Annotated in this window: 19 protein-coding genes and 1 pseudogene; 7 read left to right on the forward strand and 13 right to left on the reverse strand. The window is 43.4% G+C overall.

Annotation, left to right across the window (positions count from 1 at the left end; all coding sequences use genetic code 11):
* Window positions 1-3: 3 nt before the first annotated feature.
* The 3 genes from mfd (at window position 4) to AACT42_RS07035 (ending at window position 6743) form a co-directional block, all read left to right on the forward strand.
* Window positions 4-3465, forward strand: a complete 3462-nt coding sequence (mfd, locus tag AACT42_RS07025) for a transcription-repair coupling factor (RefSeq protein WP_094133269.1) — start codon at window positions 4-6, stop codon at window positions 3463-3465.
* Between the two features lie 28 nt (window positions 3466-3493).
* Complete coding sequence (locus AACT42_RS07030) at window positions 3494-4264, forward strand: peptidoglycan binding protein CsiV (RefSeq protein ID WP_094133270.1); 771 nt, start codon at window positions 3494-3496, stop codon at window positions 4262-4264.
* Window positions 4265-4673: 409 nt separating this feature from the next.
* Window positions 4674-6743 carry a beta-prism lectin domain-containing protein gene (locus tag AACT42_RS07035; RefSeq protein ID WP_094133271.1) on the forward strand — a complete coding sequence of 690 codons (2070 nt, stop codon included), beginning with the start codon at window positions 4674-4676 and terminating at the stop codon, window positions 6741-6743.
* 140 nt (window positions 6744-6883) lie between these two features.
* Here AACT42_RS07035 and tnpA read toward each other — a convergent pair.
* The 8 genes and pseudogenes from tnpA to hinT all read right to left on the reverse strand — a co-directional run.
* A pseudogene (gene tnpA, locus AACT42_RS07040) lies at window positions 6884-7078 on the reverse strand (IS200/IS605 family transposase); the annotation flags it as partial.
* A gap of 178 nt (window positions 7079-7256) precedes the next feature.
* Window positions 7257-8546: an NAD(P)/FAD-dependent oxidoreductase gene (locus AACT42_RS07045; protein ID WP_026028144.1), complete on the reverse strand. Its 1290-nt coding sequence runs from the start codon at window positions 8544-8546 to the stop codon at window positions 7257-7259.
* Window positions 8547-8900: 354 nt separating this feature from the next.
* Window positions 8901-9443, reverse strand: a complete 543-nt coding sequence (ycfP, locus tag AACT42_RS07050; RefSeq protein WP_094132239.1) for an alpha/beta hydrolase YcfP — start codon at window positions 9441-9443, stop codon at window positions 8901-8903.
* 100 nt (window positions 9444-9543) lie between these two features.
* The gene (locus tag AACT42_RS07055; RefSeq protein WP_038172104.1) at window positions 9544-10395 is read right to left on the reverse strand and encodes a phosphotransferase; all 852 of its coding nucleotides are present in this window, start codon (window positions 10393-10395) and stop codon (window positions 9544-9546) included.
* Between the two features lie 34 nt (window positions 10396-10429).
* On the reverse strand, window positions 10430-11020 hold the full coding sequence (gene lpoB / locus AACT42_RS07060) for a penicillin-binding protein activator LpoB (protein WP_013856521.1): 591 nt from the start codon (window positions 11018-11020) through the stop codon (window positions 10430-10432).
* Window positions 11021-11042: 22 nt separating this feature from the next.
* A complete protein-coding gene (locus AACT42_RS07065) occupies window positions 11043-11432 on the reverse strand; it encodes a YcfL family protein (protein WP_013856520.1) in 390 nt (129 codons plus the stop codon).
* Window positions 11432-12823 carry a COG3014 family protein gene (locus AACT42_RS07070; protein ID WP_094132238.1) on the reverse strand — a complete coding sequence of 464 codons (1392 nt, stop codon included), beginning with the start codon at window positions 12821-12823 and terminating at the stop codon, window positions 11432-11434. The genes AACT42_RS07065 and AACT42_RS07070 overlap by 1 nt, the downstream gene beginning before the upstream one ends.
* A gap of 67 nt (window positions 12824-12890) precedes the next feature.
* Window positions 12891-13241: a purine nucleoside phosphoramidase gene (gene hinT, locus AACT42_RS07075; protein ID WP_026027183.1), complete on the reverse strand. Its 351-nt coding sequence runs from the start codon at window positions 13239-13241 to the stop codon at window positions 12891-12893.
* A gap of 357 nt (window positions 13242-13598) precedes the next feature.
* Here hinT and AACT42_RS07080 point away from each other — a divergent pair, with 357 nt between their 5' ends.
* Complete coding sequence (locus tag AACT42_RS07080; RefSeq protein ID WP_094168003.1) at window positions 13599-15590, forward strand: methyl-accepting chemotaxis protein; 1992 nt, start codon at window positions 13599-13601, stop codon at window positions 15588-15590.
* A gap of 176 nt (window positions 15591-15766) precedes the next feature.
* Window positions 15767-16927, forward strand: coding sequence for a DUF1887 family protein (locus AACT42_RS07085; RefSeq protein ID WP_013856516.1), 1161 nt, complete (start codon window positions 15767-15769; stop codon window positions 16925-16927).
* Window positions 16928-16979: 52 nt separating this feature from the next.
* Here the strand turns inward: AACT42_RS07085 and fadR are convergent, their stop codons facing one another.
* Entirely contained in the window at window positions 16980-17819 is an 840-nt protein-coding gene (gene fadR / locus AACT42_RS07090; RefSeq protein WP_010319711.1) for a fatty acid metabolism transcriptional regulator FadR, read from the reverse strand.
* Window positions 17820-18474: 655 nt separating this feature from the next.
* Here fadR and nhaB point away from each other — a divergent pair.
* Window positions 18475-20064, forward strand: coding sequence for a Na(+)/H(+) antiporter NhaB (gene nhaB / locus AACT42_RS07095; protein WP_013856514.1), 1590 nt, complete (start codon window positions 18475-18477; stop codon window positions 20062-20064).
* 75 nt (window positions 20065-20139) lie between these two features.
* Entirely contained in the window at window positions 20140-20679 is a 540-nt protein-coding gene (gene dsbB, locus AACT42_RS07100; RefSeq protein ID WP_094132236.1) for a disulfide bond formation protein DsbB, read from the forward strand.
* A 61-nt stretch (window positions 20680-20740) separates the two neighbouring features.
* Here dsbB and bioD read toward each other — a convergent pair whose 3' ends face one another.
* From bioD to bioB, 4 genes are read right to left on the reverse strand one after another with little or no spacing between them, the layout of a single operon-like run.
* Entirely contained in the window at window positions 20741-21427 is a 687-nt protein-coding gene (gene bioD / locus AACT42_RS07105) for a dethiobiotin synthase (RefSeq protein WP_038148451.1), read from the reverse strand.
* Window positions 21424-22227, reverse strand: coding sequence for a malonyl-ACP O-methyltransferase BioC (bioC, locus tag AACT42_RS07110; protein WP_094132235.1), 804 nt, complete (start codon window positions 22225-22227; stop codon window positions 21424-21426). Before bioC ends, bioD begins: the two co-directional genes overlap by 4 nt.
* Window positions 22228-22229: 2 nt before the next feature.
* Entirely contained in the window at window positions 22230-23393 is a 1164-nt protein-coding gene (gene bioF, locus AACT42_RS07115) for an 8-amino-7-oxononanoate synthase (protein WP_094132234.1), read from the reverse strand.
* Window positions 23365-24417 carry a biotin synthase BioB gene (gene bioB, locus AACT42_RS07120; protein ID WP_013856509.1) on the reverse strand — a complete coding sequence of 351 codons (1053 nt, stop codon included), beginning with the start codon at window positions 24415-24417 and terminating at the stop codon, window positions 23365-23367. Before bioB ends, bioF begins: the two co-directional genes overlap by 29 nt.
* Window positions 24418-24494 lie beyond the last annotated feature (77 nt).

The following is a 24494-nucleotide window of genomic DNA, read 5'->3' on the forward strand; positions in this document are numbered from 1 at the left end:
CTCATGACTACACACTCTTTACTGACTCTGATTAAACCTGCTGGCGCGGGCGACAAAAAACACATTGGTAACCTACGTGGTGCAAGCCTTGCATTGGCAATTGCAGAGCTGGCCAACCAGCATAATAGCCACACTTTACTGGCTGTACCTGATCCTCAAACCGCCTTAAAGCTGCAGCACGAAATTGAGCAGTTTAGTGACGCCGAAGTGGCGCTGTTTCCTGATTGGGAAACTTTGCCTTATGATAGTTTTTCGCCTCATCAAGAGATCATTTCTGATCGCATCGCGCGCCTATATCAATTACCGAGCTTGAAAACAGGCATTACCATTGTGCCAGTGAGCACCATATTGCAGCGTCAGACGCCGCGAGAATTTCTGCTACAGCATACTTTAATGGTCAAAATCGGTGATCAATTTTCCTTAGATAAATTACGTCTTCAACTGGAAAAATCGGGCTATCGTCATGTTGATCAAGTGTTTGGCCCAGGCGAATATGCCAGCCGAGGTTCGATTCTTGATTTATTTCCAATGGGCAGCAGCGATCCTTATCGCATTGATTTTTTTGATGATGAAATCGACACCATACGCACCTTCGATCCTGAGAATCAACGCTCAATTGAAGAGATCAGTGAGATACGCTTGCTGCCTGCTCATGAATTTCCCACCACAGAAAGTGCAATTGAAGATTTTCGCACCCGCTGGCGTCAACGATTTGAAGCGCGTCGTGAACCAGAATCTGTCTATATGCAAGTCTCAAAGGGGATTTGGCCAGCCGGTATTGAATACTGGCAACCACTATTTTTTGAACACACCGAAACCTTGTTCGATTATATCGCGCCAGAAAGCCAACTAATTGTCGTAGGAAATATCGAAACAGCGATTGACCAGTTTTTAACCGACGTCGAATATCGTTACCAGCAGCGTAAAGTTGACCCTCTTCGCCCGTTGCTGCCACCTCATGAATTGTGGCTTAAAAAAGATGAGCTTTTCAGTCTTTTCAAAAACGTGGCTCAGATCCAACTCAGTGTGGAACCAATTTCAGAAAAGCAAGGGCGGATCAATTTAGCGGTCAGTGCATTACCCGACTTGGCGGTCATGCATCAAAATAAAGAGCCTTTAGCCGCCATCCGGCAATTTAGTGAAAGTTTCACTGGGAAAATCATTTTTTCCGTCGAATCAGAAGGCCGTCGCGAAGCATTACTAGAGCTATTGCAACGCGTAAAACTGCGCCCTATCGAAAAAGAAACCTTCCAGCAAGCGTGCCAAGCAAAAGAAAAACAATGTCTCGTATTAGGGGCATCTGAGCACGGCTTTATCGATAACAATGCTAACTTAGCGTTCATCTGCGAAAGTGATTTACTCGGTGACCGTGTCATTCTTCGCCGTAAGAAAGACCGTAAAGTCACCAATAGTGACGCTGTCATTCGTAACTTAGCTGAACTCAAACCAGGGCAACCCGTTGTTCATATTGATCATGGTATCGGCCGTTATCTCGGGTTACAGACGCTTGAAGCGGGTGGCATGATGACCGAATACGTCACCCTTGAGTATCAAAACGAAGCCAAACTTTATGTCCCTGTCGCTTCATTGAATCTCATTAGTCGTTACTCTGGCGGCGCGGAAGAAAGCGCACCATTGCATAAACTCGGGGGTGAAGCATGGACCAAGGCACGACGAAAAGCGGCCGAAAAAGTCCGCGATGTCGCTGCAGAGCTGCTGGATGTTTACGCCAAGCGAGAGCTCAAACCAGGCTATAAGTTCGCTCTGGATCGTGGCCAATACGCGACCTTTAAAGCAGGTTTCCCATTTGAAGAAACCGATGATCAAAATACAGCTATCAACGCCGTGCTATCGGACATGTGTCAGAAAAAAGCGATGGACCGATTAGTGTGTGGTGACGTTGGATTTGGCAAAACAGAAGTCGCCATGCGCGCCGCCTTTGTTTGCACCGACAACAATAAACAAGTGGCCGTATTAGTGCCGACAACCTTACTCGCACAGCAGCATTTTGAGAACTTTCGAGACCGATTCGCTAACCTGCCGATCCGTGTCGAAGTTTTATCACGCTTCAAATCAGCGAAAGAGCAAAAGCAGATTCTACAAGATGTCGCCGACGGCAAAGTCGACATTTTGGTTGGCACGCATAAACTGCTTTCCAGCGAGCTAAAATTTAGCGATCTTGGTCTTTTGATCGTTGATGAAGAACACCGTTTTGGTGTTCGCCAAAAAGAAAAAGTGAAAGCGATGCGTGCTGATGTGGATATCCTCACGCTAACGGCAACGCCGATTCCGCGCACGTTAAACATGGCGATGAGCGGAATGCGCGATCTATCGATTATCGCCACACCACCCGCACGACGATTAGCCATCAAAACCTTTGTACGCCAACATGATGACAATACGATTCGAGAGGCCGTATTACGTGAAATCATGCGCGGTGGACAGGTTTATTTTCTACATAACCAAGTAGAAACTATCGACAAAGTGGCCGCCGATTTAGAAAAGCTGGTCCCTGAAGCTCGAATTACCGTCGCCCATGGACAAATGCGTGAACGTGAGCTGGAAAAAGTGATGAACGACTTTTATCACCAACGATTCAATGTATTGGTTTGCACAACCATCATTGAAACCGGGATTGATGTCCCAACCGCGAACACCATCATTATGGACCGAGCAGATAACCTTGGCTTAGCGCAGCTACACCAACTTCGTGGCCGAGTAGGACGTTCTCACCATCAAGCTTATGCTTACTTACTCACTCCACATCCTAAAGCCATCACTAAAGATGCCGTGAAACGTTTAGAAGCGATTGCATCTCTTGAAGATCTTGGAGCCGGTTTTACTCTAGCAACGCACGATTTAGAAATCCGTGGAGCAGGTGAATTATTGGGCGATGAACAGAGCGGTCAGATCCAATCGATTGGTTTTACTCTCTATATGGAGATGCTAGAGCAAGCGGTTGAAGCATTAAAAAATGGCAGAGAACCTTCTCTTGACGATTTGCTTCGTGAACAAACCGAAGTAGAAATGCGTTTGCCTGCGCTATTACCCGATGATTACATTCCTGATGTAAATACTCGCCTCTCCATGTATAAACAGATAGCGAGTGTCGCTAGCCGAGATGAGCTCGCCGAGCTCAAAGTCGAGTTGATTGATCGCTTTGGTAAGTTACCCGATGCTGCAAATAACTTACTCGGCGTTGCTGAAGTCAAAATTGATGCTGCACGTATAAAAGTGAAGAAAATCGAAGCACATGAAAAAGGCGGCTACATTGAGTTCTATCCAGATGCTGACATTAATCCCGTCTTTTTGGTTAGACTTCTGCAATCACAACCGAAAAAATTTGCAATGGAAGGGCCAACTAAGTTTAAGTTTGCTGTACCATTAGCTGATAGACGTGAACGAATTCAATTTGTGTCGAGTATGCTCAGCGAATTCCAACAAAACCTGATGCCTAGAGCATAAATTACGCACAAAAAATGATGGAGCCATAATGAAAAAACTGATCCCACTCCTACTTTTGCTTATTTCGATGCCAAGTCTGGCACAACGGCAATTTGACATAGAAGTGATCATTTTTAAGCGTGCAATTGATGCAGAGAAGGTCAGTGAGTCGTGGCCTAACTCATTGCCTGAAATCAATATTCAACGCGCGGGCAGTTTTAGTGACTTAAACTATCGCCAAGAAAAAGGCGTGAAAATGCTGCCTTTTTCCGACTACCAACTTAACGATCAAGCACAAAAACTGAAAAACCACGCCGGCTTTGAAGTGCTATTGCATACGGCTTGGCGTCAAGGCGATCAAGGCAGAGCTTCCGCACCGATTTTCCATATTCAAGCGGGTAAAGATTACTCCGCTAAATTCAATACTGACGGCAGTGAAAAAGTAGCCGTACTAGAAGAATCGCCAGTAAACGGTGTGCTAGAACAAAATATCGCGAGTCCCCTTTACGAACTCGACGGTAAATTACAAATCTATGTGCAGCACTATCTTTATGCTGAAACCACGCTCGACCTTAAAGCCCCGACTGTGCGAGAAATCGTGCTCCAAAGTAAACCATTGGAGTTAGACATTACACCTGAAGAGCAAAATGCCGAGGTTCAACTTGGAAACCTAGAAGCCATCTCCCCAACAGTGGAAAAGGAAGAGTTTTTAAAGAGCTATCGGATGGACCAAAAACGCCGTATGCGCAGCAACGAAACCCACTATCTAGACCATCCATTAATGGGAATGATCATTCAAGTTCGCCGCGTTGCAGAATAAAGCCTAACAAAGCGCCCTGCCTGGGCGTTTTTTCTTTTATTCATCTCTCATACAGTTTAGCTCACTGATTTAATATCCTTACCGGTTAGAGCTATTCTGTTGTTAACTATTCTTATTAAAACCAATAACACAACCCACCTACAGACCGTTCCAATGGTTTGGGTACGTGATCTTCTAAAAGTTAAACTGACAATGTATTTCATTAGTGAGTGTTTCATTTTTAAGACCTCTCATTTATGAGAGCCATGTAAGATTGAATCCCTCTTATTAAGTCTTGATAATCTCCCCATCTCGTGTTGTGCCATGTTCGACTCATTTACCGTAATACCTATCGTTGAAGTAGAGCACAGGTTAACAACATCAATTTAAATCGGAATTTACACAAACATACTGAGAGAGATGTTACCTAATGACTTCTAAATTTTCGTTATGTGCGGTCGGGCTACTGTCAATAGGCAGTATCACAGCAAGTAACATTGCAATCGCATCAAGCCCTAGTGAAATAAACACCCAATTAAAATGGTCTTGGCAAGGCAGTTCATTTAAACCTGAGTCTAACCAAGTTATGGCGGCACCTATCGTTGCTCAGTTAAATGATGATAATGGTGATGGAAAAATCGACGAGAATGATATCGCTGATATTATCGTTATTACTTTTGAAGGTAATAAATATACGCAAGGTGGATTAGTTAGGGCACTAAGTGGTATCGATGGTTCTGAGCTTTGGTCGTATGATAATGGTGGCATTATAGCCGATGCTCGCTATTCTCCTGCAGTTGCAGATCTTGATGGTAATGGTGTAGTTGAAATTGTGACAACGAGCACAATCAGCCCTTACATCAATATATTAGATAATGAAGGTCAGATAAAAAAACAAATCCTGAAGAGTGCTTCTGGATGGCGCTCGGTTGGCGCAATTTCACTATCTGATTTAAACAATGATGGGTCAATTGAGATCATCTCTGCCGATGGTGTTTATAATTACGATACTGGTTTGCTATTTAGTTTAGAGTGGGCTCCATCACCGATCAGTTTTGATGCGGATGGCGATGGTATCCAAGAAGTATTTTCAAACGGCGCTCTTTATAAAAGCGATGGCTCATTTACTTGGCAATATCAAGCGAATGATACGGTTTGGTTTTCTTCCGTTGCCAACTTAGATAGCGACAATAAACCAGAAATTGTGGTATCAGTTCCGGCCTCGAAAGGCTCTGCACAAAATAGTAGCTTTGCCGTATTAGAGCATGACGGCTCAGTAAAGTGGGAGGTTAATAACCTTGAAAACCCAGGCGGTGGTGTACAAGCTATCTCTAATTTCCTTGGTAATGCAGCAACTAACTCTACCAATGAAATAGCTAAGTCCCCTGTTTATGGATATACCCATTTACATCACAGCCATCCAGTTAAAATAGCAGATGACAACCAACTTAAAATCCGCTCAGGAGATCTGATTGACGCTATTGGATCAACAGCAAGTAATATGGTGGGTGGTCAAGGCGGTTCACTGCATACTATTGATGCAAGCAAAGTCCGCTCTGTCGATGTAACCTACGGCAAATATAAAACGTGGTGGACATATGGCGTACTCGAGATGGAATTCACTCTCAATGATGGTTCGAAAATAACGTTAGGTTCAAAAGACTCAGCCTTTAAATACCCAGCATTAGAGTGGCGAACAAAAGAAGTTCCATACCTTGGATTGGAGTGGAGAACAAAACAAGTTTCTTACTGGTCCTTTGGCTGGCATACCAAAACAGTTTCTTACCTAGCTCCTGTTTGGAAAACTAAAACGATTCCTTATGCTTTTCCTGTCATGAAGAGCAAAGCAACAACTGAACGATATACAGTCCCAAGCAATACCAAACTGGTAGGCTTAAATGTGTGGAGTAAACCAAAGCCTATCTTCACCTTCAAAAAGCATGTGAATGCTGTACAGTTTATTGTGGGTGAAAAAATCAACAACAACATACAGAATATGGGTATCGTATACGCTGGTTACTATGCTGTTGACATGTACAATGCGCAAGGCAGTAAGGTTTGGTCTGTGAAAAATGATGACTCTAATAGTGGAAAAATCGGTGTCTCTGCTTATGACTTCACTGGTGATGGCATTGATGAAGTTATCGTACAAGATCTTCTGAGAGTCCGTATTCTTGATGGGCGCACGGGAGCAGTATTAGCAACGATTGCTAACTCGTCGAACACCTTGTGGGAATATCCTGTTGTGGCGGATCTCGAAGGCAACAACAATGCATCGCTTATTGTGGTCGCAAATGATTATGCAAAAGAAAGCGCAATAAACCACGGCGTCTATGTTTATGAATCAGCCGATGCTGATAAACCATGGAAAAATGCAACGAGAATTTGGAACCAACATTCATTCCATTTCTCAAACATTAACCAAGATGGCTCAGTACCAACCAATGCTCAGCCTAGTTGGCTAACACATAACACTTATCGCTCAAGTACCATTAAATAACTTGAATTTGATATAACCACCACTATCGCCCAAGGCGGTGGTGGTGGGTGACAGTAAAAATCCGCCTTCTTAGAAGGCGGCTTTGGTTTATAGCCCCCTATAAGGGGGCATCCCTGCGCTGCTAGTTTATCTTCAACTCTAACTGNNNNAACGTGATCCGGCTGAACATTTAATTCCAAGACTTCACAATCTTTCATATTGCACAAAATATAGATTGAGCGATAAAGCTCCTTACCTACATTCCCTTTCAAGATCTTAAATCTGTATTTCGGAGTCCAAACTATATGGTATTTGCAACGCCAATATACATGTGATGAACTTCTATAATCGCCCATGTTTTTAGTTTCCTCTTACTTGTGGTGAATAAGAGGTTTACTTCTAGCATGGGCACTCCTTCGGGCAATAGCCCCAAGGTTCAATCACCACCGCCCAAGGCGGTGGTTTAGGGATGACAACAAAAAACCTCGCCTTTTAACAAAGGCGAGGTTTTTTATGGCTAGTACGCTGGGAATATTAGTGAAGCTTTAAGTTTGGACGCAACACACGATTAATACGGCCAACTAACATCATCAACCCTGTTTTGAACATACCGTGTAGCGCCATTTGGTGCATGCGATACAAAGAAATGTACACTACTCGCGCAATACGACCTTCAACCATCATCGAGCCTTTGGTTAAATTACCCATTAAGCTACCAACGGTAGAAAAACGGCTTAATGAAACCAACGAACCGTGATCTTTATAAACATACGGTTTGAGCTCACGCCCGTTAAGCTTAGCAACAATATTCTTGAACGCTTGGCTTGCCATTTGGTGCGCTGCTTGTGCACGAGGTGGCACAAATGAACCATCGGCTTGTGTACATTGTGCTAGATCACCGATCACAAAAATATCGTCATCTCTTGTGGTTTGTAAGGTGTTTTTTACCACTAACTGATTAATGCGGTTTGTTTCCAAACCAGCAATCTCTTTCATAAAATCCGGTGCTTTGATGCCAGCAGCCCACACCATGATCTGAGCGGGAATCTTTTCGCCATCTTTAGTTGTTAGGCCATCCTTATCTGCTCGCGTGACCATAGTCGCAGTACGAACGTTGACACCTAATTTCGTTAATTCGCTGTGCGCAGCACTAGAAATGCGAGGTGGAAGAGCGGGTAGAATACGCTCACCCGCTTCCACAAGGTTGACATTCAGTTTGCTTGAATCAAGATCGCCAAAACCATAAGTCCGCAGCTCTTTTACTGCATTATGTAGCTCTGCAGATAATTCAACACCCGTTGCACCTGCGCCAACAATCGCAATATCAACTGTACCGTTACCATTTTTCGCATGAAGTTTTAGAAACTCATTGTTCATTTCAGTACGAAAACGATTTGCCTGTTCAGGGCTATCAAGGAAGATACAATGCTCACGAACTCCTGGAGTATTGAAGTCGTTAGACGTTGAACCGATTGCCAGCACCAAAATGTCATATTCAAGCTCACGACTTGGCATTAACAATTCACCATGCTCATCTTGCAATTCACTAAGAACAATCACTTTGCGTTCACGATCGATATCAGCAAGACTACCCATTTGGAAATCAAAACGATGATTTTTTGCGTGAGCGCGATAGCTTAGCGCATCCACTCCTTCATCTAATGAACCCGTTGCCACTTCATGCAATAACGGTTTCCATAAGTGGCTTGCTTTACGATCCACTAATGTGATTTCTGCGCGATTTTTACGGCCAAGAGTGCGACCAAGTTTAGTCGCGAGCTCTAAACCACCCGCGCCACCACCGACTACGATAATTCGTGTCACAACAATAATCCTCAAAAAGAAATAAACATGATTCAGCGTGAAATCTCACACTGAAGGAATTCTCAGTAATGCGCTTGCTTCAGATAAATCTTGTTCAGCAAATGAAGCTATCTTCGCAGCACGTTTCATTAGGATAAATGCATGTAACTACACACAAATTAGGCAAATTTAAGACTTGCTCTCAATTTTTTTTGATATTTATCAAAATATTTATAATTTAATCATTATATAGAGCAAAACTCATGGTGCAACCAAAGAATTCCTCTATTTCACTACGAGATATAGGGGGATTGGGCCATAAAAAAACGACTCACAATTGTGAGTCGTTCAGTCGAAACTATGATGCACGGATGCTTAATTTGATTCTTTAAATGCCTTCATCGCTTGCAAATGCTGTGAGATTTTCTTGAACTTATGGTTCTGGGTTTCATCCCAAATGATATCGTAGTAGTTTTCGAGCTCTGCTGCTGTTTTGCTGTTGTCATAAATTTCATCTTCTTTAGATAAAATCACTAAACAGCGTCCTTTATTTTTTACCCTGTATTGCTCAACACACTTAGTCGCAATATCTTCATACTCTTCAGGGCGATCGATGCGTCCAGTCATGTTTGTTTCCGGATGCAAGTTAGGATTAAACACCACTTGCTTAATTCCGCATAAGAATCCAATCCGCTCAGACCAGAAGCCGCCGAGGCCTACACCACAAATAATCGGATGTGGGTCATCAGACAACTCAATCACTTTATGCACTTCTTTTAGAAGATGCTGCATATCGTGTTTTGGGTGCTGTGTACTGTAGTTAATAAAACGGACATCGCTGTCAATAAATTGCAATTGCAGTACTTTTTCATGGTTTCCTGGGCTTGTTGAATCAAAACCGTGCAGATAAATAATCATAATAACTCCCCACTCCTTGAGGTTTTTAATCTACCACGAAGATTGTGGTTTCAAAGACTTTAACCTTAATTTACTGCAACAAAACGACGAAACAGTGATCCTAGCTACATAATGTGCGTTTTAGATGTTCGGCTTGTTGACGATAATAGTCATCACCCCATAATTGATGTGCTAACAAATACCATAACATGGCCATCATTGTTGCTCTTGGATGCCAAGCCACCACACCTTCGACCCAATCATCGACCCCCACAATCTCACGCAATTGACAATAACGGTAGACCGCCTCTAATGGTTTTTCTTCTGCAACATCAATGCTTAAAGCCAGGTCGAGCCGGGGGTCGGCAATTGAGGCGTATTCCCAATCAATCACGCGGTTACCTTCATCGGTTTTAACCATATTGTAGCCAGCCAAATCAAAGTGACACAAAGTCTGACCAACATCAGCAAGGTTAGGTGCGGTGCGCCAACGTTGATATAAAGCCGACAAGTCTTCACTTTTATACTCAGCTTTGAGCTGTAGCCAATAATGATCAACCCGAGCGATAAAACTGAAAGGGGCAACTGGGATGCGTGCTGTACTGAGATTATGGATCTTTATCTGTGTTTTTAATAGAGAATCGAAAGGTAAACCACCAGTAAGGGATTGGCCATCAATCCATTCAACCAATAATCCTTGATCATTAATGGAAAGTGGCTTGGGGCCTAAGTGAGAAGATTCGATAGCAGAGAGAATTTGATATTCTTGAAAACGCGAAATGGAAAAGGCTTGAGTGATCGGCGTATTAGGCCGCCAAACAAAGCTGCGTTCCTCCGTGACAATTTTCCAACATCGGTTTGTTAACCCCCCCGTCAGCGTTTGTGCATAGTCGGGGGGAGCAGAGAAGAATCCTTCTAGCGACGTTAAGGTACGATCAAGCTGACAAGCTTCACGCCAAGACATTCTCGCCATAAGGACCTCTTCTCTCAATTACTCAATTTTGTAATTAAAAACCGAGTAAACTTTTTGACTGCTGTTTACGAATTTCGGTTTCATCTGCCCATTCAATAAGGCCACTTTGAAGATCCATTAAACGCATCGTCATTTTGTAATATACATCTTTATCACTACTTGCGTTTTTCACAATACTCGACAAGTTGCCATACAGCATATATTGTGCGCCAACCATTTTGCCAAACTGAATGGCGGTACTTTGGTTGACCAACTCATCATTATTTTGGAAATTGAGCTGTTCGCGCACGGCTTCAACACGATCCATGTCGACGAAGCGGAACTTACCTGAATTCAACATCTTAGTACTGATGGTGTCAGTGATAGATTCAGTATCAATGTGCTCACTGGTTTTATTTTTGATTCGCTCAACAAACACGATAGGACGAGAATCACGGGTAATCGCTGCTACCGAACCTGACATCATCATGCTATCAACCATTTCCCCCGCGATTTTTTGTAAATCTGTTGAACCAAAATCAACTGTCGTCGTTTCAACGGATTGTGCATCTCCGTAGCTGACTTTATTTGAACAGCCGCCCAAAATGACAGCGAGCCCTAGCAATGCGATAATACTTTTGTTCATATTGGTTCCTTACTTTCCCAATTTAATTATTTGACCCACGGATCTGTACGCGAAACTGTTTTCCATTTGGATTGACAGAAATCTCCGACAACGACACCGTCTCCATCCCACTGATGATCTTTTGTTTCCAAGGACTTTGTCTGTTATTGACTTCAAGCCCATCATCGTCATACCAAGAAAAACGGTACTCGATAATTTGGTCACCTTGGTAATGACTCACTAAACGCACAAGTCCCCTCGTATGACCATCCACTTGGTTAGTTGCAATGTCTTCAACAACCAAGCGATTACCTAATACATTGTCGCCAAATAGCACTTTTTGCGAAGCGCCATCAACTCTTAATCCTGCGGTATTTTCAGCACATCCAATCAATGAGAATGTGACTAACAGTCCCAATATCCACTTTTTCATTACAATCTTCCTAGTTGTTTATGCCAGATGGTTGAATGACGTCCCTGACGAGAAACCCACACCAAAGTGGTGCCTTTTTCCGGTACAGAAAACTGATATTCTTGCTCTCCCACCCTTATCTGTTGCTCGCCTGCATTGACTTGCAGACTAGCCGTTTGCACTAGCCCTGGCAGCGTTAGCCAACTGCGCGTATCGGGCTGCTCTGTCAGCAGATTCCAAACATTGAAGACTAAATTACCAACATTGTCATCTTTGGCAGCTTCTTTGCGCAATTGATCTTTCGCCAGCACTCTCAACGCTTGCCTTATTACTATAGAGGGCATTTTCTCAGACAAGTTTCGACTTGCCATTAAATTCACATCCGTCAGAAAATGAGAAGTGAGTACTTTGTCATTCATCGTCAGTGATGAAAATGATTCAACAGGTGTATTAGGATAATAAGGTAAGGCGAGAGAATACAATGCGCCATTTCCTCTGCTGTCATACAAGGGTAAAGATTGACGCCAGCTATCTAAGGCTTTCACCACACTCTGCTCTTCTATTATAAGCACACGACCTTGAGAAGCAGTCAGTGAATGAGATTTCCCGTAGCGTTTCTCTAATTGGATTAGGTCTTCTCTCATCCCTAATCGTTTCGCAACGCGTAATGTCCCCTCTATAACCTCAATATTATCGGGAGTGACGGCCAAAGCGCGTCGGTAGTCGACATAGGCACTGTTAAGATCACCAGAGGCTTCATAAAGCAAAGCAGAAAGGTAAAAAAGGTAACCATTCTGCACCGCCTGCAAAGCTTTTCCTGCATCAGGGTAGTTTGCTAGTACGCTACCTAAGTTTGGTGTCACACCTTGTGATTTTAGCTCTTTTTGCGCCTTTTCAAGTTCCGCTTCTCTAGCCAGCCTTGCTTGCTCTTGTACCTGATTCGCTCGCCGAACCTCAACCAGAGCTCCATCCAAATCATTCTGCTGTAAATAATTCAAACCGAGATAAAGATGTAAAAAACCGAGTTCATAATCCGCAGGAACGTATTCCATCAAGTTATCATTCACAGCCAACGCACCGACACTTGTCGCCGTATCACTTAGTGAAATCAATGCCTTATCTTGTTGAATTTTAACCGCAGAATCACTCAATTCGAAACTACGCTTACTGTCTACATAATTCTGGTTAAGAAAATGGACTCGCCCTTTTTCCAGATTGTCCAGAATGTCACCCGCGACAAATTCCGCAAGTTCATTCTCCGCATCTTGATACTGCCCAGATTTAACGGACTGATAGACAGCGCCATTTTGAGCACTGTAATGACTAAACAAGTTCCCCGCAGAAAAATTAGCACAGGCATTGAGAAAAAAAGGCGATAAAAAAACCGTAATATGTCGCACGTAACGCTTCACTCAATACTCCATATTTAACTCTAATCGTATCAATCGAGCGCCCAATAGTGGCTGGGCGACCCATGCATTAGCTCATCAAAAGCGGACCCAACGGGCGACCACCAACCAAGTGCATATGAATGTGGTAAACCTCTTGGCCACCATGAGCGTTACAATTCACTATCAAGCGATAGCCATCTTGTGCAATACCTTCTTGTTGAGCGATTTTTTTTGCCACTGTAAACATACGTCCCATAGCCGCTTCATGCTCAGGTTCAACATCGTTGGTCGTCGGAATAAACGCATTGGGAATGATAAGAATATGGCTAGGCGCTCTAGGGTTAATGTCCCGAAAGGCGGTAACTAAATCATCTTGATAGAGGATATCTGCAGGAATTTCTTTACGGATAATTTTGCTAAAAATGGTTTCTTCAGCCATGAAATACTCCACTAATAAATAGGATTACGCAGTCACATCAAAGTACATTAGATCGAGATAAGTGGTTCAAGGCTAATACCTAAGTGGCCCACGACAACATATCGACAACCGATAGAACCGACACTAATTTGACCTTAATGCTACTGAATATAATAGGTGTGTAGTTGGATTTGAGTATGCGTGAACCCTGTCAAAAGCTCAATAAAAAACACCGTACGCGTAGCATAAATGACAGAACACTAATATAAAAAATGCGTTTTGCCAGGCCCGTCATAAAATGTACGTCTCACATTCAATACAATACTCATTATTTTGTTATTTTTTAAAACAAAACACTATTTTTCTAGGGAGAGGATTATGAAGGGTTCAGTGATTAGGCGAATGTACGCTGGTTTCACACTGATCATCATCATGTTTGCAGTAACGACCGCCATTATGATGGGAGGAATGAATCAAATTCATTCTAATTTCGAAAGTGTATCAACCACCGCCTTACCGCTCGTTTCTTTGTCAAACAAAACAAGTGTTCAACTGCTTTCTGCTGATAAATCTTTTAAGGACTTTTTGACGACACAAAACCAAGATCGCATGAATGTGATGCGTTCAGAATTTGCTAAAGCAAAACAAGATTTTGCTGACGTGCTAAACCAGCTCCAACAAGCAAGTGCAATGAACCCCTCTCTTGAAGAGCGGATAAGCCAACTTAAACAGATGGAACTCCGCTACTTTTCAGAAGCAGAACAAGCCATGAATAATTATCAGGCGATGTTTGAGGCGCAAGCTCAAGTGCAAAAATCAACTCGTGAATTTCAAAGACTTCATGCCGATTTAAGCACCGGAATGAAAGATTTTGTCGATGGGCAAAATAGTATTTCAGTTAAAGTCATGGCGAAAAGTTATTTCATTAAATTGAAAGATGCGGAATTAATCACTTCAGACGCTTTGGCCAGTTCGGATGTCGCCTTTGTTGACAAGGCCGTCACCATGAATAAAAAAGCGGTCACGCACCTCAACTACGCTTACCGAGGCTTATCGACCCAATTACCTGAACTGAAAAAAACATTTGACGATCTCGTCCAAAAATTCTCTCAAGATATTGGGCAAAAGGGTGGTGTGCTTGATCAACACAATAGTTACTTACTAGCGAAAACAGCCCTTTATGAAAACATTGCGAATTTGGCTATCGAGGTCGATAAAGCAATGACGATTTTAGACTCTTTTAACGATACTGCGACCGACGGTTTAAATGCCTCTCTACGAGAAGCCGGGGAAGTCTATAAGCAAGGAGTTATTAAAGCGATCGTGATTGGTATTGCGGTTGTGCTAGTGGCTACGAGTATTGGTTACCACATTGCGCAAAGTGTTCGTGAGCCGTTAAATCGTATACTCAAAACGCTAGAAGGGCTGACAAAAGGAGATATGACGCAACGCATTGAAATTCGTTACAACAACGAGTTTAGTCGCTTAAGTGGCCACATCAATTCGCTAGCAGATAATTTGCACCATATTTTGGTGCAGTTGAATGATGCTTCTGAAAATTTAACCAACACAGCTAACCATAACCAAACCACCTCTTCAAAAGCACAGTCACAACTCAGCACCCAACGTGAGCAAACCGCGAGCGTGGCAACCGCAATGACAGAAATGGCTCATTCAGTACAAGAAGTAGCGCAAAGTGCTCAAAGTTCGCTAGAGATGGTGCAGAAAGTTGAATCGGCTTCTGAATCGGGCCGTAAAATTATGAGTGACAATATCACTACTATTAATCAATTGGAGACTCGCTTAAATCAATCGGTTGATGCTGTCGGTGAACTGCAAAAAATGAGCAGCCAAATTGGTTCTATCTTGGATGTGATTCGTAATATTGCAGAACAAACTAACTTATTGGCGCTCAATGCCGCGATCGAAGCTGCTCGTGCTGGAGAGCAAGGGCGCGGGTTTGCAGTCGTAGCTGACGAAGTTCGTGTTTTGGCAAAACGCACAACGGATTCGACGTCTGAAATTGAAAGTATGATCAGCAACTTGCAATCCAGCTCATCTTCTGCCAGTACTGTTATTGAAAGCTGCATGACTGATATGGAACTTTCTGTCGAGCAAGCATCAACGGCGAATAGCGCAATGGAAGAGATCCAAGCGTTAATTCTAGAAATCAGTCAGATGAGTACTCATATTACACAGGCGGCCGCCGAGCAAAGTGAAACAACCGGTGACATTGCACGCAGTATCGAGGATATTAATTTAATCGCTGATGGTAGCTATCAAGCCATGTCTCAAATTGCACAGGCAAGCGCCAACCTAACTCAGCTTGCTAATCAGCAGAATGAATTAGTCCATCGTTTTACATTATGAGTGACCGTTAACAAACTCAACCCCATTTGTAAGTTACATGTAAATTATGTCTCAAGGGCGGCTTTTAATCTAAAGTCGCCCTTGTTTTTTTGATGCCACATCGTTATATGATAACTATCGGCTTGCGCATTATTATCTACCTCCTACTCTTTGCAAGCCAAACATGAGGATGATCTATGGCTGTTCATGTTGGCATTATCGACCAAGACCCTATTCGCTTGGTTACTCCCCTGCTTGATAATCGAACGGTAAGTTCGCACATTGTCTTCATCGGTGATCAAGACCAAAAATCAATGTATTTACGTTTACACTCGGTATTGAGTCAGCGCGACATCACTTCTGAGTTTTTTGAAATCCCATCGGGTTCCAATACCTCAGCAATCAAACAAGCTATTCAGTTTTTAGCGGAAGATTTGAAAACCAGATACGACGAAGTCAAGCTGAACGCAAGTTGTGGTTTGAGACATCGTTTATTATCCGTTTATGAGGTGTTCCGTAGCTATCAATGGCCTATTTTTGTCGTCGAACCGAACAGTGATCAGTTGTGTTGGCTTTATCCCGATGGTCAAAATAATACCCAAGTGCAAGACCACATTACCATTTCAGACTACTTAACCATTTTTGGCGCACGGGGTGAATTTAGTGAGCATCATATTCCGCCACAACTTGACCAAAAACTTTACGAACTCGGCGAGCGCTGGGCAAGTAATGCATTAGAACTTGGTCCTGGTTTAGCCACATTAAACTATTTAGCGACGACGTGCCGCAAAGAGCAGCGGCTAGATGTTGCACTTTCAGAAAAACAACAAGGCTATCGTGAACTTCATATTCTGTTGACCGATCTGGTCGAAGCACAAATCGCCACCTATCAAAATGGCATTTTAACCTTCGCCAACGAAGATGCGCGCCGATTTTCCAATGGAGAATGGTTAGAAACATTAGTGCACAGTACAATAAGGCAGATCCAAGATGATATGCCTACCATTCAAGATCGCTCTTTGAATGTTCAAGTCTACCGTCAATTAGGTGAGCGAGAAGTCAGAAATGAACTCGATGTCGCTACAGTGGTGAATAACAAACTGCATATTATTGAATGTAAAACGAAAGGTATGCGTGATGACGGCGATGATACGCTTTATAAGCTAGAATCATTACGTGATTTGCTTGGTGGCCTACAAGCTCGCGCTATGCTCGTGAGCTTTCGCCCACTCCGCCATAATGACATTACTCGTGCAGAAGATTTAGGGTTGGCCTTAATCGGCCCAGATGAACTGAAAGATTTAAAATTACATTTAGCCGCTTGGTTTAAAGAAGCGGGTGGTAACGAAGATATCTAACCTACAAAAAAGCCCGTTTCATACGGGCTTTTTTTACAGTAAAACGAATTTTCTAATGATCATCTTCTGTAAAATTTGTCGGTAACGTTGTTTTCATTTGATTCCATATGTGAGCGCTGTCAATGCCGTAATGACGGATCACAATCGGCAACTGCTCACGATTGCCACTTTCACATACTGCTAATAATTCACGGTAAAACTGCAAGGCTAACTCGCGTGCTTCTGGATTAGAGAAATAATAGCTGCCGACTCGGTCATATAATTTCTTTAGCCCATTAAAAATCAAACCATAAATTTGATTTCCTGAGTGAAACGCTAAACGCTGAAATAACATGTAATCGTAAAAGTTAAAGGTTTTCGCAATCAATATTTGCTGACGTTTATATTCGTCTTTTTCACCATCATCTTTAATATGCTGTTGGATTTTCTGTGCATAAGGAGATAACTCCATAAAAGAATCCCAAGATTTAGCACTTAATAGTGCTTCACAGCTTTCGATAACATTAGTAATAGTACGCTCAGCAGGCTCTTTGTTCACTTTAAATGCATAACGCATAAATATGGGGCTAATATTTGTCCGAGCCGCAAGTAAGTCTTCCACAATACTGGTGGCATTTTCAGCATCGAGCGTCATTAATGTATCTAATATGTGTAAACCGGAAGTTTCCATAAATTGGTTTACTTTTGTTGGCTTACCATGCTGTATAGTCAACCAACCATCACGGGCTAAGCGTTGTAATACTTCTCGAAGCGTTGTACGTGTTACACCAATTAATTCTGAAAGTTCGCGCTCTGCAGGTAAGATAGAACCCGGTGCAAAGCGACCATTCCAAATGCTCTCAATTATGTATTTTTCAGCAAAACCTGCTGGGCTTTTTGCCTTAATGACCATTAAGTACTTATCCAGTTTTCTATTTATTTGGGTCGAATGGGACTCATCATACCACTAGTTGAACGTTATCGGAAACAAACCATCCGCGAAGTTATCACAAACAAAATAGAGCTTAAACTCTAATTTAATCATCTTGTTTATGAACAATACCGAGTCAATGAAATGGTAATTTTTAGCAGTTCTTCAAAAGGAAGAACTCATAAGAGTAGAAAAAATAAAGAGATATAACTCACATTAATAAACTTAAAATAATCAATTTAAGCTTGCAAAATTCGCTCTTTTTAGTCATTTAGATGCCTATTACCTTAACTCCACTTCAAAATACGGCTCGGCGTGAATTTTTCACAACTCTTATGCTATGCTTACCCAACTTTGATCGCGTTTTTGACCAAAATATCGGTAAGTGTTTTATCAATAACCTGATTATTATTGACTAAAAAAGCTTGCGGAGTAGAGTGACGGTCGAAGTAAGGATTGCTTGTCTCACTCAAGGAGTGTCTTGGTAAAACCATAATCCCTAAACGGTTTGTTGTTTCGCTAGAACATTGCCGATAGATACTGTTTTCGTGTTTAACACGTTCTATTTGGCCACTTCACATAATGAATTAAAGATAAGCTGACAGCGTCTATCATCTCAACAGTAAGAGAACTACCCATGCCGATGTCCCTCGGAAGCGCTTTTCTCAAGAACTTTCTTGGTAAAGCCCCTGACTGGTACAAAGTTGCCATTATTGCTTTTCTCATTATCAACCCGATTGTTTTCTTTTTGGTCGACCCATTTATTGCTGGTTGGCTACTTGTGGTTGAATTCATTTTCACCCTAGCGATGGCGCTTAAATGCTATCCCCTGCAACCTGGTGGCTTACTGGCTATCGAAGCTATCGCCATTGGGATGACCAGTGCAGAGCAAGTAAAACATGAGCTTGTGAATAACATCGAAGTTCTGCTGCTACTGGTGTTTATGGTGGCTGGTATCTATTTCATGAAACAGCTATTGCTGTTCATCTTCACCAAAATACTACTTGGTATTCGTTCAAAAGCGATGCTTTCGGTCGCCTTTTGCATTACAGCTGCTTTCCTGTCTGCATTTTTGGATGCTTTAACAGTTATTGCCGTGGTCATCAGTGTCGCCGTTGGGTTTTACTCGATTTATCACAAAGTGGCATCGGGACAAGGGACAAGCTCCGCTCATGACCATACTCAAGATGAGCATATCTCAGAACTAACACGTGATGACCTAGAAAACTATCGTGCGTTTTTGCGCTCACTACTGATGCATGCTGGCGTAGGTACCGCTTTAGGCGGGGTGATGACCATGGTTGGTGAACCACAAAACTTGATCATCGCCGATCAAGCAGGTTGGTTTTTTGGCGAGTTTATCATCCGTATGTCTCCGGTAACCGTACCTGTTTTTCTCTGTGGTATTTTGACCTGTGTATTGGTTGAAAAGCTGAAGCTATTTGGTTACGGCGCAGAATTACCCGCTAACGTTCGTCAAATTCTGGTCGATTTTGACACGGCTGAGCGCAAAAATCGAACCAATCAAGACGTCGCAAAACTTTGGATCCAAGGCGCTATTGCTGTCTGGCTGATTGTTGGATTGGCACTGCACTTAGCGGCAGTGGGATTGATTGGTCTTTCAGTTATTATTTTGGCGACAGCATTTACTGGTGTGATAGAAGAACATTCGCTAGGCAAAGCATTTGAAGAAGCCCTACCCTTTACGGCGCTGCTGGCGGTATTCTTCTCCATCGTAGCCGTAATTATCGATCAACAACTCTTTAAGCCAGTTATCGATGCTGTGTTGAATGTTGAAGATAAAGGGGCTCAGCTTGCTCTCTTCTATGTGGCTAACGGGCTTTTGTCGATGGTTTCGGATAACGTTTTCGTTGGCACTGTCTATATTAATGAAGTCAAAACAGCGCTACTAGAAGGTGTTATCACGCGTGACCAATTCGATTTATTGGCTGTCGCGATTAACACAGGTACGAACTTACCGTCAGTAGCAACACCAAACGGTCAAGCCGCTTTCTTATTCTTATTAACATCAGCACTTGCACCATTGATCCGCCTTTCTTATGGCAAAATGGTCATCATGGCTCTGCCCTACACGATTGTATTGGCATTAGTTGGCCTGTTTGGCATTGTCTTCTTAGTTGAACCCATGACTGCGCATTTTTATGACTTAGGGTGGATTACGCACCATTCAGCCAAAGCAGTTCAAGCCATCTCTGCCGGGCATTAAAATATTCGGTTGATAATGAAACTTATCTAAGTTAAAAAGCTCTGAACTATCAGGGCTTTTTATTCTTTACAGGTATTGAATGTGACTTTTTTTTCTACTCTGAAACTGTTCTCTCAATCGAGAAAATCTTGGTTTTTATTACTTCTTTTTGTGGTTTTTTTTGAGGCTTGTGCGCTTTTTTTTCAGCACATCATGATGCTCGCACCGTGTGTGATGTGCATTTATGAACGTGTGGCGATGCTAGGAATTGGCGGAGCGGCTCTGCTTGGCTTAATCGCACCCAATAATCCGATTGTTCGTTGGATTGGACTCGTTACTTGGGGAGCCAGTGCTTATAAAGGTTTGACCTTAGCTCTGCAACATGTGGATTACCAATTCAACCCTTCTCCTTTTGCCACTTGTGATTTATTTGTCACTTTCCCCAGCTGGGCACCACTCAATCAATGGGCACCTTGGATGTTCGAAGCTTACGGTGACTGTTCGAAAGTGGTATGGCAATTTTTAACGCTTTCCATGCCACAGTGGCTAGTGGTCATCTATGCTGCTAACTTGCTGGTGCTCGCTTTTGTTGTTTTAGCTCAGTTCGCGAAAATCCCCGTCAATAAGCTGCGGTAATAACCTGCTTGATCAAAAAAGGCATCTCGCTAAGAGATGCCTTTGGGCTGATTCACATCGCTTACTCTGACGCAAGCAGCGGATCAACATTAATATACTTACCAATTTGTTGCCGTTTTACCGTTGGCACATAGGGTATTTCACCAAGCTTAGGCGCTGGAATGCGCGATTCCAACATTGCAATAATTTCAGCGTAATGCTCAGTTCCGGGGTTCACTCGGTTGGCTACCCAGCCAACAATCTTCAACCCGTCGGCGATAATACTTTCCGCTGTTAAAATTGCATGGCTTAAGCAACCTAGTTTAATCCCTACCACTAATACCACTGGTAGTTGTTCTTGTTTAACCCAAGTAGACAAGCAATCCGTATCAGAGATCGGAACGCGCCAACCACCAGCACCTTCGATCAACACAATGTCAGCGTTCGCTTTATGCTTAGCTAATTTGCTACTGAGCACGCCATAATCAATCTCGACGTGTTCATGTTTTGCGGCGATATGTGGTGATGTAGGGAGCGCTAAAGAATATGGATTCACATCACCATAGGGCATCTCTTTGGTTGCCGCTTTCATCAGATGTAATGCATCTGAGTTGCGTAAGCCAAATTCCGTTTTTTCGCTACCAGCGGCAACGGGTTTGTAGCCAATAGTCACCAAATCCTTGGCGGCTAATGCTTGTAGAATCGCTTTTGAAGCGACCGTTTTTCCAACGTCGGTGTCCGTACCCGCAATAAAAAATGCATCAATCATCGATGTATAACCCCTAAACAAACCTGATAAGTTGCAGGTAGAAGACCTTGATGGTTTTGAAATGCTTGGTATGCCTGCTCAATTTGCAGTAGAGCCTTGCGGCTTGTTAACCCTTGTGAGCGTCCACTTACGTGATTTGCACCAATTCCTTTAAGATCTCTCATCAAGGAAAAAGCTTTGTCATACCAAACTGTGATCGAAGGCAAGTCTAGTTGATGGTGGTAACAGTGAGATTGCGCTAACGCAATTTTTACCTGATTGAGTGTGATGAAATCATTGACGTGTTGATGTGTATCAATTTTTGTCCACGCTTGTTTCAGTTCAAACAGCGAACCGTCCAATAATGTCGAAAAATAAGCCATCCCTTGTGGTTTCAATACGTGGTGAATTTGTCGCAGTGGTAGAAAAAGGTCATCACACCACTGCAGCGCTAAGCTAGAAAAAACGTAATCAAAAGAGGCGTTGGCGAAAGGAAGCGCCTCAGCATCGGCTTGATAATAGGTGACGCCAACATCACCACAACGTATTTTAGCTTGTACTAGCATCTCACTGGAGAGGTCAACACATACCACATACGCCCCTCTACGCCGCAGTTGCTCTGAAAAATAGCCCGTACCACAACCAAGATCGAGCACTCTTTTCCCTACTAGATTGCGCGGCATTTTGTCCAACAAACGGTGTCCTACGTCACGTTGAAATGCGGCATGTACATCATAATGCTTTGCCGCGCGGCTAAAAGAGTGGGCAATGGCGGCTTTGTCATGCAGCGTATTTATCTCTATGGCATGAGTTTGTGACATATTCAGCTCTCCTCTAGCGCACGTTGCAGTTGTGTGGTTAGTTGCTCTATGTCAGCAATAGTGTGATTGGCGGTTAGAGTGATACGCAATCGGGCACGGCCTTGAGCCACCGTTGGTGGGCGAATCGCGGTCAACCAACACCCGCTATGTCGCAATTGATCGGCGATATTCAATGCTGTTTGCGCCTCACCAACAAGGTAGGGTTTGATTGGCGTTAGCGTTTCAACATAGCCATCGAAACCTTGCATGGATTCAGCGTAATAAGCTTGCAGCTCAGTCAGTTTTTCTCTGCGCCACGGCTGCTGAGTGACCATTGAAATAGCATGAGTTACTGCATAAGCTTGCGCTGGCGGCATGGCTGTAGAATAGACGTGGTGACGAGCAAACTGCGTAAGAAAGTCACCCACCTCTTGATTGCATAAGATAGCTGCACCCGATAACCCCAAGGCTTTGCCAAAGGTCACCACTAAGAGCTGTGGTTTTATTCCTGCCGCGCTGCAACTGCCTGCCCCACCCTCGCCCAAAACACCGATGCCGTGTGCATCATCGACTGCCAACCACGCTTCACCTTGCAGTGCATCCGTGATTTCGCACAGCGGTGCACAATCACCATCCATGCTAAAGACCCCTTCAGTCACCACTAACATATGACTATCGCGGTTAAACTGTTGCTTAAGATGAGTGACATCGTTGTGCCGAAAACGCTTCATACTGGCTGCGCAAAGCATTCCTGCTTCCATCAAAGAGGCGTGGTTAAGTTTATCTTGCAGTAGCAAATCGTCTTTATTGAGCAGGCTAAACAGCAGTGCCTGATTAGCACTAAAACCCGAGCCAAACAAAATGGCTCGCTCATAACCTAGCCACTCACACAAGTTAGATTCAAGGTTGCGATGGGCTGAGCTAAAGCCTGTGACCAAAGGAGATGCGCCACTACCGCAACCATACATACTCAGCCCTTGCTGCCAAGCGGCAATCAATTCTGAGTCATGTGCAAGGCCAAGGTAATCGTTACTGGAAAAGTTAAGATACTGGCGGCCATCTTTGCACAATCGAACCTGGTTGCCTCCCTCAAGCTCGATAAGAGAACGAGAAAGCCCAAGATCGTGACGAGCACTGAGGGCCGCTGAAATACGTGAATTAAACGCTGGCATCGTAGAAAAGATCATCTTTAGTAGGACGAGCTGCCACCCGTTTTACGACACGTTCAAGCAGCTCACTTTCTGCAACTTCATCCGGTTTTTGGCTCACTTGTTGGCTATTGATACCCAGTTTTTTAAATAACTGCATATCGCTATCTTCATCAGGATTAGGAGTCGTTAGCAACTTGCAACCGTAGAAAATGGAGTTTGCACCTGCCATAAAGCACAGCGCTTGCATCTGCTCATTCATATTTTCACGTCCAGCCGATAAACGCACCGCCGATTGTGGCATCATGATCCGAGCAACGGCAATCAGACGAATAAAATCAAACGCTTCGACATCTTCGGCTTGCTCTAACGGTGTGCCTTTCACTTTGACCAGCATATTAATCGGTACACTTTCAGGATGGGTTGGTAAGTTCGCTAATTCCACCAACAGGCCAGCGCGGTCATTAGCGCTCTCTCCCATACCGATAATTCCCCCAGAGCAGATCTTCATTCCTGCATCGCGCACGTGCGATAAGGTATCAAGGCGATCTTGATAGGTTCGGGTGGTGATAATGTTGCCATAGTATTCAGGTGAGGTATCTAGGTTGTGGTTGTAGTAATCAAGCCCTGCACTGGCCAACTCGCTTGCTTGATCAGGCGTTAGCATGCCCAACGTCATACACGTTTCCAAGCCCATCTCTTTAACGCCACTGATCATCTCTTTCAAGAGAGGCATATCACGCGCTTTCGGGTTTTTCCACGCAGCTCCCATACAAAAGCGGGTCGAGCCAGAGCGCTTCGCTTTTTGCGCCGCGTCTAACACCCGCTCGACTTCCATCAACCGTTCTTTATCAACATCAGTCCGGTAATGCGCACTCTGCGGGCAATATTTACAATCTTCAGGACACGCCCCCGTCTTAATAGAAAGTAACGTGCTGACCTGAACATAATTTTTGGGATGGTATTGACGATGTACTTGCTGCGCTTCAAACAGTAGATCCATAAACGGCTTTTCGACCAGTGCGTTCACCTCAGCAACGGTCCAGTTATGACGAACTTCCACATCTCTTCCTTATTCAGTTTTATTATTTTGTTGCTTGGCTAGTCTACTGACAAGCGATAAGCTGTCAACAACCAAAT

The sequence above is a fragment of the Vibrio sp. V15_P4S5T153 genome (assembly GCF_963874485.1).
In the GTDB taxonomy this organism is placed as follows: domain Bacteria; phylum Pseudomonadota; class Gammaproteobacteria; order Enterobacterales; family Vibrionaceae; genus Vibrio; species Vibrio anguillarum.